This is a genomic window from Clostridium collagenovorans DSM 3089 (assembly GCF_900130005.1).
GTDB classification, from domain to species: Bacteria; Bacillota; Clostridia; order Clostridiales; family Clostridiaceae; genus Clostridium_D; species Clostridium_D collagenovorans.
In genome coordinates this window covers 1-17,151 of sequence record NZ_FQXP01000005.1, presented here as the reverse complement: position 1 = coordinate 17,151, position 17,151 = coordinate 1, and the positions used below count along the sequence as shown (strand labels likewise).

The 17,151-nt window shown below is 29.4% G+C and carries 5 protein-coding genes; all 5 read left to right on the top strand.

Annotated elements, in window-relative coordinates; all coding sequences use genetic code 11:
• Positions 1–311: 311 nt before the first annotated feature.
• Positions 312–1,205, top strand: coding sequence for a bifunctional enoyl-CoA hydratase/phosphate acetyltransferase (locus tag BUA48_RS06400; protein ID WP_072831235.1), 894 nt, complete (start codon positions 312–314; stop codon positions 1,203–1,205).
• A gap of 158 nt (positions 1,206–1,363) precedes the next feature.
• Entirely contained in the window at positions 1,364–2,197 is an 834-nt protein-coding gene (locus BUA48_RS06395; protein WP_072831234.1) for a hypothetical protein, read from the top strand.
• 1,416 nt (positions 2,198–3,613) lie between these two features.
• The gene (locus BUA48_RS06390; RefSeq protein WP_143147676.1) at positions 3,614–7,105 is read left to right on the top strand and encodes a collagenase; all 3,492 of its coding nucleotides are present in this window, start codon (positions 3,614–3,616) and stop codon (positions 7,103–7,105) included.
• A gap of 1,067 nt (positions 7,106–8,172) precedes the next feature.
• On the top strand, positions 8,173–12,822 hold the full coding sequence (locus BUA48_RS06385) for a PKD domain-containing protein (protein WP_072831232.1): 4,650 nt from the start codon (positions 8,173–8,175) through the stop codon (positions 12,820–12,822).
• A 592-nt stretch (positions 12,823–13,414) separates the two neighbouring features.
• Positions 13,415–17,151 (top strand): collagenase (locus BUA48_RS06380; protein WP_072831231.1); only part of this gene is annotated, 3,737 nt, incomplete at its 3' end.

Sequence of the window (17,151 nt, the reverse complement as noted above, 5' to 3'; positions counted from 1 at the left end):
ATAATTGATAGTTAGTCTAGATATGATAGAGATAACTAAAAATTATATAATTTAAACTATAAGTAGGCTAACTTTGATTTAATTACTATAGAATTAAATCAAAGTTAGCCCCATTTTAAATATATAGTTTTTAGAAAGTAACTAATATTTTTAATCTCATATATAAAGTGAACTAAATAAATTTAACTATCTTTATAATCCATATTAGAATGATAAAGTTTAAGTGAGGATTAAAGGGAAGTTTTAATATTTTAAAGTATATATTTAAAAATAGAATGTCTTAATAGTTAATGGGGAGATGAAAAAGGTTTATGAGAAGTTTTGAAGATATTATGGTAAAGGCACAACAAGGGGATAAGAAAACATTAGTTGTAGCAGCAGCACATGATGAAGTTGTTATTAAAGCTATAGTTGAATCTGTAAAGTTAAATGTGATAAATGCTATTTTAGTTGGAAATGAAGAGAAAATATTAGAAATATGCAAAAAAGAAAATTTAGAGTTAAATAATATAGAAATAATTAATGAAAAAGATAATGTAGAATGTGCTAAAATGGCAGTTAAATTAGTAAGCTCAGGAAAAGCAGATTTTATTATGAAGGGTATGTTAAATACTTCTGATATATTAAGACAAGTTCTAAATAAAGAATATGGACTTAGAAAAGAAAAGGTTCTTTCACATACTATGCTTTATAGTGTCAGTACTTATCATAAGCTTTTATTTTTAACAGATGGAGGAATGATATTAAATCCTACATTAGAAGAGAAAATAAGCATAATAAATAATGCTGTGTTTTTAGCTAATAAGTTAGGCATAGAAAAACCTAAGGTTGCTGTATTAGCAGCTGTAGAAAATGTAAATGTGGCTATGGAAAACACTTTAGATGCTGCAAGTTTAACAGTTATGTGTAAAAGAAATCAAATAAAGAATTGTATTATAGATGGTCCTTTAGCTTTAGACAATGCTATTAGCATAGAAGCAGCTAAACATAAGGGGATTACAAGTGAAGTTGCAGGAGATGCTGATATTTTATTAGTTCCTAACATAGAGGTGGGAAATGCATTAGGAAAAGCTTTAAGTTATTTTGCAAAGGCTGAAAATGCTGGAGTAATTATGGGAGCTAAATGTCCAATAGTATTAGTATCTAGAGCTGATTCAGAAAAATCAAAAATATATTCAATAGCTTTAGGAAGTTTGTTGTGCTAGAGATAATGTGATTAATTATATAGTATAGATATTAATATGAATTATATAAGTGAAACTTAAGTATTCAATTAACAGTATACAGTACCTAGTAGCTATGATAAAATAATATTACGAAAATATTTAGAAAATTTCATAAATATAAAATATGGAGGCATGTTATGAGTTTTTATGAAACTGCATCTGTGGAACTACAGAAAAAATTAGAAAAGCATAAGAAGTTTGGAGAGGCAATATATGTGTCTAAGAATGCTAAACTTAATGGAAATACATATAGAGAAGTAAAGTTTAAATCTAAAAATTTACAAAAGTTATCTCAAGGAAATAATGGGGTTTTATATATAAATGAAAATGATGAACTTGTAGATAATAAGCAAATAATTGATAAGTTGGCAAGAATATTTTATTATGGTGAGATTTTATGTGATAATGAAAGTAGAAGCTCTTTAGTAAAAGCAATACAAAGTGAAGCTGATATTGAGAGAGAAAAAAGGGAATTTGAGCAATGTCTACATGGATTAGAGATTCTTGTGGAAAAACAAGTTCCTCAAGCTGCACAGTTAAGTGAATTATTTAATAAACTTCCAGGATTAAAAGAAGAAAATAATAAAAAACTTCAAAATGTTGTAGAAGTAGCTAAAAATAATTTGGAAGAAAAAAGTTATATAGATGAAGAATTTATAGAGAGTATAAAGCCATTATACGTAGATGCTCTTTTAAGTAATTTTGATAAAGTAAAATTTATAAATAACTTCAGTACAGATTTAGGATATATAAGAGAGAGAACCCAAAAAAATAAGAGAACATTCAGGTGGAAATTTAAGAGTAAAAATGTAATGGATTTAAGTAAGCTAGAAGAAACTATAAATTATTTGATTAAAATCGTATCAACATATGATAGTGTTTTAAGAATGAGTAAAGCACAATATGAGCAAAGATTGAGAGCTATAGAAAAAGAAAACGTGGCTTTAAGATTAGACTTACTTAGAAAATAATAAAAATCTTAAAGAATATAATTATATTTGAACTAAATATAAATTAATGAAAGTAAAGGTCCATAGGAGTAAGAAAAAGAAAATCCTATGGACTTTTAATTTTATATGTTCATATTTTATTATGATTTTAGAATATTAAAGATATAATTAATATTTTAAATTCCTAATAATGGTTATGTTTATTCTAAAATGAATGGTACATAATAAATATAATGAATGTTGTTTAGTAGAAAAAATATATATGTGTATTATACGTATAGAGTAAAAAGTTTTTCATTTTAAATCTAAATCAAATCTAAATATCTAAATCAAAGTTAAAATGTAAATTCATTAAAAATCTAATCTCCATATAGTGAAACAAGAATTACATCGAAGTAAAAGAGGATTAACTTCTAAGTGTGTTAAGCATTTTGTAAGTTAGCAAAGAAAATATAAATATTAATCATAAAAGTAATATATGATTTTATATAGATAAATATTTATAAAATGCATAAAAATTAGGAATAAATATGTGGGAAACACATAAAAATTAGTTGGGTTAAGCTTAGATGAATAGAGTGTATAAAAAATTTAATGTCGGTAATATTTAAATAACTATAAGTAATAAAGGAGTAAAAGAAATTAAATAAATAAAATTTTTTATCTATAAATAAAAAAATAAATTGAATTAAATTAAAAATAAATAGAGGTATAAAATAAATAAAATAGATAAATTGAAAGTCAAAATTGAATATATGAAGTAGTAACTAGATAAAGTAAAAACAAAAACTACATTTTATAAAATTTATTTATAAGTAAAAGTATAAAATTTTTAAAAACTAAGAGAAATAAAGATTTGGTTATTTTGATTTTTAGTACTAAATTAATTAAGTGCGTTAATTTAATAGAATAGCTTTGATTTAATTAATAGAATAATAAGCAAGTTTAAAAACATCTATTTTAATAGTTAAATTTAAATCGATAGTTAGGTCTTAAAGGTAAAGCTATCCTTAACAAATGAAAATTGTAATAAGCAAGAAAAATAGTCTGAAAAATTAAACTAGCAAGTAAAGGAACAGGAATATTATTAAAAAAACAAGTGAATATATTACATATAAAGTTTTTTGAAGCATAAAAATGAAAAAAATGTAGAATGAAAAATTTGAAAGCTATAAAATTCTGTGATATATTGTGAAAAAATAAATTAAATAAAAAAATTAATAAAAAAATATACAAAAATTTATGTTATTAAATAAAAAATTCATATAAATGCTATAAACTTTATAATTTAAAGTTTAAATAAAAAACTGAAAATTATGAAAATGATGAAAGAGGGGGGCAGCTTAGTAATACTTTATATTTTTAAGTGAGTTTTTTACTGTTTTTATTAGGTTAGTTTTGGGGGAAATTGTAGTGACTTCTAAGGGGGAATTATTAATGAAAAATGTAAAGAAATCATCTGAAAAAAATATTAGAAGAAAACCAATTTCAAAAGCAGTTCTTTGTTCAATATGTACAGCTATGTTAGTTTCTACTTGTGGAAGCAGTGTAGTACTAGCTTCTCAAGTTAAAGTTCCTAACGGGGTTGTGCTAAGAGAAAGTAGTGAAAAGAAGAAAGCACCTTTAGGTTCTTTATCAGATTTAGCAGATAAAGAAGGGGTGGAAACAGTAACTGAAGCTGGAGAAAGTGTACCTGAGTTAACAACTCCAGAATTTTTAAGAGTAGCTAATGTAGAAAATTATGCGGAAGAAAATGTGTCTACAACTTACACTATGGCACAATTATCACAAATGTCTTATGGACAAATGGTTGATACTGTTTGTAACTTAAGTGATTTTAGACTTATAACAGATTTATTTAAGTACAATGATGGTAACCAAACTTTCTATGCTGATAAATATCGTGTACAAGCACTTATAGATGCTATAAGATCTAAGGCTTATACTTATACTTCAACTGATAATAAGGGAATACCAAATTTAATTGAAGTATTAAGAGCGGGTTATTATTTAGGATTCCATAACCCTAGTTTAAGTTACTTATCAACTAGAGAAGAAAAATCAAAGGCAATACCTGCAATTAAAGCTTTACAAGCTAATCCAAACTTCAGACTTGGAACAGCTAAAAATGATGAGATGGTATCAGCTGTTGGTTCTTTAATATGGAATAGTGCTACAGATGTAGAGGTAATTAATAACTGTACATCAATTGTTAGGGATTTTGTTGATAATTTCGATAGCTATTCTCTTAATAATGATAAGGGTACAGCTCTATATAATATATTATCAGGTATAGAGTATGATATATCTTCTTTAAAATACGAAAAGGATTCTGATTACAGTAAGAGTCAATGGTACGGAAGAATAGATAACTATATAGAACAAACTATAAGAGTTGCAAAACTAGGACCATCAAAGCTTAACTCAGAGACAGCTTGGATGATAAATAATGGAATATATATGATGGGTACTCTAGGAAAAGTTCATAGTAATCCTAAGAGATGCCATGAAGTATTAACAGAGTGTTTAAGCTTATATGAATATTTAGGAGCACAATATTTTGAAGTAGTAAATACATTATCTTATAACTATGATAGCAAAGATGTTAATGGAAATGTATTAGATAAAAATAAGATAATAGAAGATGGTAAGAAAAAGTATCTTTCAAAGTCTTATAGTTTTGATAATGGAACAGTATTATTCCAAACAGGAGATAAGGTTTCAGAAGAAAAGGTTCAAAGACTTTATTGGGCATTAAAAGAAGTTAAAAGTCAATTATTTAGAGTAATCGGAAGTGATACTCCATTAGAAAAAGGAAATCCTGATGATATATTAAGAGTTGTTATATATAACAGTCCAAAGGAATATAAGTTAAACAACGTGTTTAATAAATTATCAGTAGATAATGGTGGATTATACATTGAAGGAGACGGTACTTTCTATACTTATGAAAGAACAACTGAAGATAGCTACCTAACTTTGGAAGAGTTATTCCGTCATGAACTTACTCACTATATTCAAGGTAGATATATGGTACCAGGTATGTGGGGTTCTGGAGATTTATATGACAAGGGAAGACTAAACTGGTATGAAGAAGGTGGAGCAGAGTTATTCGCTGGTTCAACACGTTATGAGGGTGTAAAAGTTAGACAAACTATGATTGGAACATTAATGGTAGATCCAGCATCAAGATGGAGTTTATCTAAAACCTTAAATGCAACATATGACAGTGGATGGGATATGTATAACTACGCTTGGGCATTCCACAATTATTTGTATGAAAATAGAAAAGATCTTTATGATGAATTAATAAATGCAATAATGAAGAATGATGTAGCTGCTTATGATGCTTTACGTGAAAAATGGAGCAATGATTCAGCATTAAATAATGAATATCAAAGACATATTCAAAAATTAGTAGATAATTATAAGAGTTATAATGTTCCATTAGTATCAGATGATTACCTAGCTAAAATTGGAGAAAGAGATTTAAATGGTATAGTTGAAGAGCTAAACTCTGTTGCTAAATTAAAAGATGGAGTTACAACTACTCAAAAATCTCACTTTGATAATGCGTTTACTTTCAGAGGGACTTATACAGGTGGAAAATCTCAAGGCAAACTTGCAGATAAGGAATCAATGGATAAGATTGTAAATGATAATCTTAAAACATTAGACACTCATTCTTGGAATGGATTTAAAACTGTAACTGCATACTATGTAAATCATAGAGTAGATAACAATGGGAATTTTGTTTTTGATGTTGTTTATACAGGTGAACTTCCTAAGAATATAGTGGTAGAACAACCTGAACCACCAGTTGCTAAAATAGTAGTTCCAGAATCAAGTGAAGTAAATACCGCTATACAATTTAAAGGAGATACTTCAACTGACGATAAGGGTGTAGTTTCTTATGAATGGAATTTTGGAGATAATACTACAAGTAAAGAAATGAACCCAATCCATACTTATAGCAAACCTGGTAAATATACAGTGAGCTTAACAGTAAAAGATAATGAAGGTCTTGAAAATTCAGTAACTCAAGTAGTGACAGTAACACAAGATGCTGTTAATGGAATTACTTATGAAGTAGAACCAAATAATAGTTATGCTGATGCTACAGGCCCTATATTTGCTGGAACTCAAGTAAGTGGTGCTTTTGATGAGACAGGTGAAATGGATTATTATTACTTTGAAGTAAAAGAAGAAGGTCCAGTAGAAATAAAAGTTACAACAACAGGAATGACTCCAGATGCTATGAATTGGTCTGTTTATTCAGCAGATGATTTGAAGAATATGTATGCATGGAAACAAGATGTACAAGGAAATGCAGCAGTTGGAGAATTCGAGGCTACACCAGGAAAATATTATTTAGTTAATTACAACTGGGACAAAACTGGAACTTACAAAATTGATATAAAAGGTAATGTTGGAGGAGCTGGAAGCGGAACTGTTACTCCAAGCAATCCAGGTATAATTGCAGAATCAGAACCAAATAATTCAGAGTCAGAAGCTAATGGACCAGTTAAGCTAGGTGTAGATATAAGAGGAGCATTAAATGTTAACTCTGGAGATTATACTGATAAATTCTACTTTAATGTAAATGAAAGGACTACATTCAACTTTAGTACTCAAGGAACAAGCTCAGAATATACTTGGAATATTAAAGATGAGAATGATAGGAATGTTGCATACCCACAGGGTGGAGCTACAGATGAGTTTACATTAGAAGCAGGTAAGTATTATGTAACAATATACACTTGGGGTTATAACAATATTGACTATAACTTTAGAATTAATAAAAGCAACAGTGGTGCACAAGGTTCTATGGGATATGTAGGATTAAATGCAATAGAAAATGAAAAGGATAAATCAGTTAGCAGATCAGAAGGAAATATGATTAGCTGGTTTAAAAATTTATTTAGATAATAAAAAAGATTTTATAAATTTACTTTCTATTAATTAAATAAGGACTATCTTGTATAAATGAAAATATTAGGTTATAAATCATAAAAATCAGTGAGTTTATGATATTCTTACTTAATATAATAACTATATAAGGTAGTCTTTTAGTTTACTAAAATATTTATATATAGATAAGTATAAGTCACTATAAAGTATGATATAGTATATTGTGAATTATAAATTGAGATAATGTATATTTGTATAAATAAAATACAAATGTTTATATAATCATAAATTGATAGTGAAAATGGGGTATTAAAAATTAAAAAGCAATGTATTAAGTAATATTTTCATATATTGTTGAGTTATAACTAAAACACATATAAAATATATAAGGGAAGGGTAACTTGTCTTTTGTTAATGTAAAATCAAGAAAGTATAAATATTAAATACAAGAAGAATATATATGCTTTATTGTGTATATATATTGAAAAATAAATAAAAGTATAGTATAATGTTATCAATAATTAAGTATGTGAGTATAAGTTACGAAATATAATATAGTAAGTGCTAAAAACCCAATAAGGGATAATGTTGGGTTGATTTTGTTGTGTAGAAAAATTTAAGTTTTAAGGAAAAATTATCATTATAAGGTAAAAAACATAATTTATCTTGAAAATATTCAGAAAATTCAGTATAATCCATAAAGATGAAGTGTATATTAATCAAAAAATAAAAAAATATATACTTCATCTTTATTTTTTGAAATATTCAGCGAAAAAAATGTAGAATGAAATAATTTGAAAGCTATTTTAAATTGTGATATATTGTGGAAAAATAGTTAAATAAAAAAACATACTATGAACATTGCTTAGAAAATTGTTTTATTTAGCAAAAATTTATACTAAATGCTATAAACTTTATATTTAAAGTTTAAATATTAACTAAAAATTCTTAAAATTATTATTTAGGAGGTGAGTTTAGTAAAACGTTAAATCTTAAATGAATTTTTTACTGTTTTTGTTAGGTTAATTTTAGGGTGAAAATTTAATTATTGTTGTAAAGTTTCAATTATTAAGGGGGAATTATTAATGAAAAATGTAAAAAAATCATCTGACAAGATTGTTAGAAGAAAACCAATTTCAAAAGCAGTTCTTTGTTCAGTATGTACAGCTATGTTAGTTTCAACTTGTGGAAATAGTATAGTATTAGCTTCTCAAATTAGCAATCCTAATGGAGTAGTAAGTAATCAAGATGTCGCTAACAAGAAAGCACCTTTAGGGTCATTAGCTGATTCAGTAATTAAAGCTGAATCAGAAACAGTTGATAAAGCTGGTGATGGGGAACCAGAATTAACAACACCAACATTTTTAACAGAGTCAAATATAGCAAGTTTTGCAGCTGAAAGAATAGCTACTAATTATACTATGGCTCAATTATCACAAATGTCATATAATCAAATGATTGAAACAGTTGCTAGTTTAGATGATTTTAGACAAATAACAGATTTATTCGTGTACAACGATGGTAACCAAGCTTTCTATGGTGATAAAAATCGTGTGCAAGCACTTATAGATGGAATAAGATCTAAAGCTTCAACTTATACTTCAAGTGATAATAAAGGAATACCAAATTTAATTGAAGTGTTAAGAGCAGGTTATTACTTAGCATTTTATAATACTGGTTTAAGCTATTTATCAACTAGAGCAGAAAAATCAAAGGTATTACCAGCAATTAAAGCTTTACAAGCTAACTCAAACTTTAGATTTGGAACAGCTACAAATGATGAAATGGTATCATCTGTTGGTTCTTTAATATGGAACAGTGCAACAGATGTAGAGGTAATCAATAATTGTTTGCCAATAGTTAGAGAGTTTGTAGATAATTTAGATACTTACTCACTTAATAATGCTAAAGGTACAGCTTTCTATAATATAATTGCTGGAATAGAATATGATATTTCTTCTTATAAATATGAAGGAAGTACTGATTACACAAAGAGTCAATGGTACGGAAAAATAGATAACTATATAGAACAAGTTATTAGAGTTGCAAAATTAGGACCATCAAAACTTAATGCAGATACAGCATGGATAATAAATAACGGAATATATATGATGGGTACATTAGGTAAAGTTCATAGCAACCCTAAGAGATGTCATCAAGTATTAACAGATTGTTTAAGCTTATATGAATATTTAGGCGAACAATATTTTGAGGTAATCAATGTATTATCTTATAACTATGATAGCAAAGATGTTAATGGAAATTTATTAGACAAAGATAAGATAATAGAAGCAGGTAAACAAAAGTACCTTCCAAAGAGATATAGCTTTGACAATGGAACAGTACAATTCCAAACAGGGGATAGAGTTACTGAAGAAAAGGTTCAAAGACTTTACTGGGCTTTAAAAGAAGTTAAGAGTCAATTATTTAGAGTAATAGGAAGAGATAATCCACTAGAGCAAGGAAATGTTGATGATGTATTAACAGTAGTTATATACAATAGTCCAAAGGAATATCAATTAAATAAAGTATTTAACAATTTATCAGTAGATAATGGTGGTATGTATATAGAAGGAGATGGTACTTTCTATACTTATGAAAGAACAACAGAAGAAAGTTACCTAAGCCTAGAAGAATTATTCCGTCATGAGCTTACTCACTATCTTCAAGGTAGATACATGGTACCAGGTATGTGGGGATATGGTCAAATATATGAAAATGGAAGATTAAACTGGTATGAAGAAGGTGGAGCAGAGTTATTTGCTGGCTCAACACGCTATGATGGTGTAAAAGTTAGAAAAACTATGATCGGAACATTGATGGTAGATCCATCAGCAAGATGGAGCTTATCTAAAGCTTTAAATGCAACATATGACAGTGGATGGGACATGTACAACTATGCATGGGCATTCCAAAACTATTTATATGAAAATAGAAAAGATCTTTACGAACAATTAATAAGTACAATAATGAAGAATGATGTAGCTGGTTATGATGCTTTACGTAGCAAATGGGCTAGTGATTCAGCATTAAATACTGAATACCAAAGACATATGCAAAAGTTAGTAGATAACTACAATAGCTATGATGTTCCAATGGTATCAGATGCTTATTTAGCTACAATACAAGAAAAAGATTTAAATAGCATAGTTCAAGAGTTAAATTCTGTAGCTAGCTTAAGTAATGGTGTTACAACTACTGAAAAATCTCATTTTGATAATGCATTTACTTTCAGAGGAACTTACACAGGTGGAAAATCACAAGGTAAACTTGCTGACCAAGCATCTATGGATAAGATGGTAAATAATAACTTGAAAACTTTAGATACTCATTCTTGGAATGGATTTAAAACTTTAACTGCATACTATGTAAATCATAGAGTAGATAGCAATGGAAACTTTGTTTTTGATGTTGTTTATACAGGAAAACTTCCTAAGAATGTAGATGTTGTACAACCTACAGCACCAGTTGCTAAAATAGTAGCTCCAACTAGTGCAAAGGTAAATGCTTCTGTACAATTTAGAGGAGATAGTTCAACTGATGATAAGGGCATAGCTTCTTACTCATGGAACTTTGGTGATGGAAGTACAAGCACAGAAGTAAATCCAAATCATAGTTTCAGTAAAGCTGGTACTTATACAGTTACTTTGACTGTAAGAGATACTGAAGGCCTTACAAATACAACAACTCAAGTAATTACAGTAACAGGAGGGGGTTCTTCTAATACAGCAATTACTTCAGAAACAGAACCAAACAATGATTTTACACAAGCAAATGGTCCTATATTTGCAGGTACTCAAGTAAGAGCTAACTTTACAGCAAACGAAACTGATTACTATTACTTTGAAGTAAAAGAAGAAGGACCAGTAGAAATAAAAGTTACTACATCAGGAATGACTGCAAATGACATGAACTGGCTTGTATATGCAGAAAATGATTTAAATAATTTATTTGCATGGAAACAAGATGTATCAGGTAGTTCAGCAGTTGGAACATTTAATGCTAAACCAGGAAAATACTATTTAGTTAACTATAACTGGGATAAGACTGGATCTTACACAATTGATATAACAGGAAAAGTTGGCGGTGGAACAGTTACTCCAGAAAACCAAGCACCAACAGCTGTTATAGTTGCTCCAACAACAGCAAATGTAGGAGAATCTGTATCATTCAGAGGATCACAATCAAGTGATGCTGATGGAACAATAGTAGGATATAGCTGGAACTTTGGAGATGGATCAACTAGCACACAAGTAAATCCAAGCCATAGCTTTAGTGCAGCAGGGACTTACAATGTAAGCTTAACTGTAACAGATGACAAGGGTGCAACTTCTACAATGACTCAAAAAATCACTGTAAAAGAAGTAGCAAACCAAGCACCAACAGCTGTTATAAGTGGACCAAGTACTGGAACAGTTGGACAAACATTATTATTTGATGGATCACAATCAAGTGATGCAGATGGAAGAATTGCATCATATAGCTGGAACTTTGGAGATGGATCAACTAGTACACAAGCAAGTCCAAGTCATAGCTTTAGTAAAGCGGGAACTTATACTGTAAGTTTAACTGTAACAGATGATAAGGGTGCAACTGCTACTAAAACACAGTCTGTTGTAATAAAAGCAGTAACAAATCAAGCACCAACAGCTGTTATAGTTGCTCCAACAACAGCAAATGTAGGAGAATCTGTATCATTCAGAGGATCACAATCAAGTGATGCTGATGGAACAATAGCAGGATATAGCTGGAACTTTGGAGATGGATCAACTAGTACACAAGTAAATCCAAGTCATAGCTTTAGTAAAGCAGGAACTTACAGTGTAACTTTAACTGTAACAGATGACAAGGGTGCAACTGGTACTTTAACTCAAGAAATTGAAATAAAGAGCACAGAGGTTCCAGGAACAGGTATAACTGTAGAAACTGAACCAAATGATTCAACTTCACAAGCTAATGGACCAATTAAATTAGGTGCATCAATAAGAGGTAAATTAAATGCTTCATCTGGAGATTACACTGATAAATTCTACTTTGATGTAAATCAAAGAGGTACATTCAGCATAGGTGTTCAATCAGCAAGTACACAATATACTTGGACTATTGAAGATGCTGCGGGAAACAATGTTGCTTATCCAAAGGGAGGAGCTACAGATGAATTCACAGTTAATCCAGGAAGATACTATATTACAGTATACACTTGGGGATATAGCAATGTAGATTATACATTTAAAGTAGATGGTAACCAAGGTGGTGGAACTACACAACCAGGAATCACTGCAGAAAGCGAACCAAATAATAGCTTTGCAGAAGCTAATGGACCAATTTCAAGTGGTGTACCAGTTACAGGATACTTTGACTATGATGATACAACTGATATATACTCATTTGATGTTACAACTCAAGGTGATGTTAATATTAGTGTTAATAAGTCTAGTGCTATAGGTGGAAGTTGGATGTTATATTCAGCTAACAATACAAGTAATTATATAGCTTATGAAAGTGGAGATACTACAAAGGTTAACTTAAAACCAGGTAAGTACTACTTATATGTTTACAAATATGCTGGAGGAGCAGGTAGCTATACTGTTAATGTAACAGGTAACTTAAAGAGTGGAGCTAAAGCTGCTACAGGATATGTAGGTTTAAGTGCTGCTGTTGAAAATGAGCCTGTTCAACAAACTGCTAAATCAGAAGGAAAAATAACTAGCTGGTTTAAAAATTTATTTAAATAATATAAAATAAATTAAATAAAGTTACTTTCTATTATATTAGGACTATCTCACAAATAGTAAATTAAGTAGATAACTATATTATAAATACAATAATATTTATAATATAGTTAAACTTAAGGAACTATCATAATGAGATAGTCCTTTATGCTATTTTAATTATTATTATATTTATGAAAAATAATAATAATTATGTTTTTATGGTATATTATTGAAAAGTTAACCGATATAACGTATAATACGAGTATGAATATTTAGAATATTAAGAAAATTAAGTCAAATAAAACACGTATATTATGCTTGAGTTAAGTGTGTTTTATATAAATAAAATTTATATTAATTAAAATATAATTTAAAAAATAAGTAATTTTGTTAATATTGCTAAAAACATCTAATAGAAAGAGGCAAAATGTATGCGTTCATAAAATTTATTTGATTCTATAAAATGATATGAACTTTATAATTAAAGTTTGCATATAAAAATAATTACAATGGAGGTGTGAGGTTTTAACACTTTTAGACTTGAACATGATTTTTTGTTTTTGTTAGATTATTTTATGGTAGGTTCATGGTAAATTCCAAGGGGGGATTATTAATGAAAAATGTAAAAAAATCATCTGAAAAAAATGTTAGAAGAAAGCCAATTTCAAAAGCAGTTCTTTGTTCAGTATGTACAGCTATGTTAGTTTCTACTTGTGGAAACAGCATAGTATTAGCTAATCAAATTAAAAATCCTAAGAGAGTTGTGGAAAATCAAAGTTTTGGAAATAAGAAAGAACCTTTAGGATCTTTGGCGGATTTGGCAATTAAAGAAGAGTCAGAAACAGTTGATAAAGCAGGGGACGGGGAGCCTATCTTAACAACTCCATCATTTTTAAAAGCAACAGATGTAGAAAGCTATTCAGTAGAAAGAATTTCGGCAAAATATACCATGGCAGAATTGGCACAAATGCCATACGATCAAATGATTGATATAGTTTGCAATTTAGATAGCTTTAGACAAATAACAGATTTATTTGTATACAATGATGGTAACCAAGCTTTCTATGGGGATAAACAACGTGTACAAGCACTTATAGATAATATAAAATCTAAGGCTCCAACTTATACTTCAACTGATAATAAGGGTATCCCAACTCTAATCGAAGTATTAAGATCAGGTTACTACTTAGGTTTCTATAACCCTGGTTTAAGTTATTTAAAAACTAGAGAAGAAAAGTCTAAAGTAATACCAGCTATTAAAGCTTTACAAGCTAACTCAAACTTTAGATTTGGAACATCTAAAAATGATGAAATGGTAGCAGCGGTTGGTTCTTTAATATGGAACAGTGCTACAGATGTAGAGGTAATTAATAATTGTATACCAATTGTTAGGGACTTTGTTGATAATTTTGACATTCATTCACTTGATAATGCTAAAGGTACAGCTTTCTACAATATAATTGGTAGTATAGAATATGATATTTCTTCTTACAAATATGAAGGAAGTACTGATTATACAAAGAGTCAATGGTATGGAAAAATAGATAACTATATAGAACAAGTTATTAGAGTTGCAAACTTAGGACCATCAAAACTTAACTCTAATACAGCATGGATAATAAATAACGGAATATACATGATGGGTACATTAGGTAAAGTTCATAGTGATCCTAAGAGATGTCATCAAGTATTAACAGACTGTTTAAGTTTATATGAATACTTAGGTGAACAATATTTTGAAGTAATAAATGTTTTATCTTATAACTATGATAGCAAAGATGTTAATGGAAATTTATTAGACAAAGATAAGATAATAGAAGCAGGTAAGCAAAAATACCTTCCAAAGAAGTACAGTTTTGATAATGGCTCAGTACAATTCCAAACAGGAGATAAGGTTACTGAAGAAAAGGTTCAAAGACTTTACTGGGCACTTAAAGAAGTTAAAAGTCAATTATTCAGAGTAATTGGAAGAGATAATCCATTAGAGCAAGGAAATGCTGATGATGTATTAACAGTAGTTATATACAATAGTCCGAAGGAATATAAATTTAATAAAATATTCAATAATTTATCAGTAGATAATGGTGGTATGTATATAGAAGGAGATGGTACTTTCTATACTTATGAAAGAACTATAGAAGAAAGTTACTTAAGTTTAGAAGAATTATTCCGTCATGAGCTTACTCACTATCTTCAAGGTAGATACATGGTTCCAGGTATGTGGGGTTCAGGAGCGTTGTATGAAAATGGAAGATTAAACTGGTATGAAGAAGGTGGGGCAGAGTTATTTGCTGGTTCAACACGTTATGATGGTGTAAAAGTTAGAAAAACTATGATCGGAACATTAAGGGTAGACCCATCAGCAAGATGGAGTTTATCAAAAACTTTAAATGCAACATATGACAGCGGATGGGACATGTACAACTATGCTTGGGCATTCCAAAACTATTTATACGAAAATAGAAAAGATCTTTATGATGAATTAATAAGTAAAATCATGAATAATGATGTAGCTGGTTATGATGCTTTACGTAGTAAATGGTCTAATGATTCAGCTTTAAATGCTGAATATCAAAAGCATATGCAAAAGTTAGTAGATAACTACAATAGCTATGATGTTCCAATGGTATCAGATGCTTATTTAGCTACAATACAAGAAAGAGATTTAAATGGTATAGTTCAAGAGTTAAACTCTGTAGCAAATTTAAGCAATGGAGTTACAACTACTCAAAAATCTCATTTTGATAATGCATTTACTTTTAGAGGAACTTATGTAGGTGAAAAATCTCAAGGTAAACTTACTGACCAAGCAGCTATGGATAAGGTAGTAAATAATAATCTTAAAACATTAGATACTCATTCTTGGAATGGGTTTAAGACTTTAACTGCATATTATGTAAATCATAGAGTGGATAACAATGGAAACTTTGTTTTCGATGTTGTTTATACAGGAAAACTTCCTAAGAATATAGTAGTAGAACAACCTATAGCACCAGTTGCTAAAATAGTAGCTCCAAGTAGTGCAAAGGTAAATACTAATATAGAATTTAAAGGAGATAGCTCAACTGATGATAAGGGCATAACTTCATATGCATGGAATTTTGGAGATGGAACTACAAGTACAGAAGTAAACCCAACACATAGCTTTGCTAAGCCTGGTAAATTCACAGTAACTTTAACAGTAAAGGATACTGAAGGTCTTGAAAATACTATAACTCAAGTAGTTACAGTAACACAGGATGCTACTAATGGAATTACTTCAGAAGTAGAACCAAACAATAACTATGCTGATGCTAATGGACCTATATTTGCAGGAACTCAAGTAAGTGGTGAATTTGCTAAATCAAATGACAATGATTACTACTACTTTGAAGTAAAAGAAGAAGGGCCAGTAGAAATTAAAGTTACAACATCAGGAATGACTCCAGATGATATGAACTGGATTGTTTACGCAGAAAATGATTTGAATAACTTATATGCATGGAAACAAGATAGTACAGGCAATTCAGCCGTTGGAACATTTAATGCTAAACCAGGAAAATACTATTTAGTTAACTATAACTGGGATAAGTCAGGATCTTACACAATTGATATAACAGGAAAAGTTGGAGATGGAACTGTTACTCCAGAAAACCAAGCACCAACAGCTGTTATAGTTGCTCCAACCACAGCTAATGTAGGAGAATCAGTATCTTTTAATGGAGCTCAATCAAGCGATGCAGATGGAACAATAGTAGGATATAGCTGGAACTTTGGAGATGGATCAACTAGTACACAAGTAAATCCAAGCCATAGTTTTAGTTCAGCAGGAATTTACGATGTAAGTTTAACTGTAACTGATGATAAGGGATTAACTGATACTTTAACTCATACAATAGAAGTAAAGGATACTCAAGTCCCAGGAACAAACGTAGAAGTAGAACCAAATAACTCTGAATCACAAGCTAATGGACCGATTAAATTAGGTGAACTAATAAGTGGTAGCTTAGATACTTTATCTGAAGATTATACTGATAAATTCTACTTTGAAGTAAGTAAAAAAACTACATTAAACTTTACTATTCAATCAGAGGGAACAGAATATACTTGGAATATTACTGATGAAGATGGTAATAGTGTTGCTTATCCAAAGGGAGAAGGCAAAGATGAGTTTACAGTTAATCCAGGCAAATACTATGTAACAATTTACACTTGGGGAAATAAAAATATAGATTATACTTTCAAAATTGATAATAATCAAGGCGGAGTTGATGAGGCTGATAAAAAGGCAGCAGAAGGTGTAATAAATAAGATTAATGCTTTACCAGATAGAATAACTTTAGAAGATAAAAAAGATGTAGAGGAAGCAAG

What these genes read in the sequence shown, in the direction of transcription:
- BUA48_RS06400 (WP_072831235.1), top strand. Translation starts at nt 312, where the DNA reads ATGAGAAGTTTTGAAGATATTATGGTAAAGGCACAACAAGGGGATAAG.
- BUA48_RS06395 (WP_072831234.1), top strand. Translation starts at nt 1,364, where the DNA reads ATGAGTTTTTATGAAACTGCATCTGTGGAACTACAGAAAAAATTAGAA.
- BUA48_RS06390 (WP_143147676.1), top strand. Translation starts at nt 3,614, where the DNA reads ATGAAAAATGTAAAGAAATCATCTGAAAAAAATATTAGAAGAAAACCA.
- BUA48_RS06385 (WP_072831232.1), top strand. Translation starts at nt 8,173, where the DNA reads ATGAAAAATGTAAAAAAATCATCTGACAAGATTGTTAGAAGAAAACCA.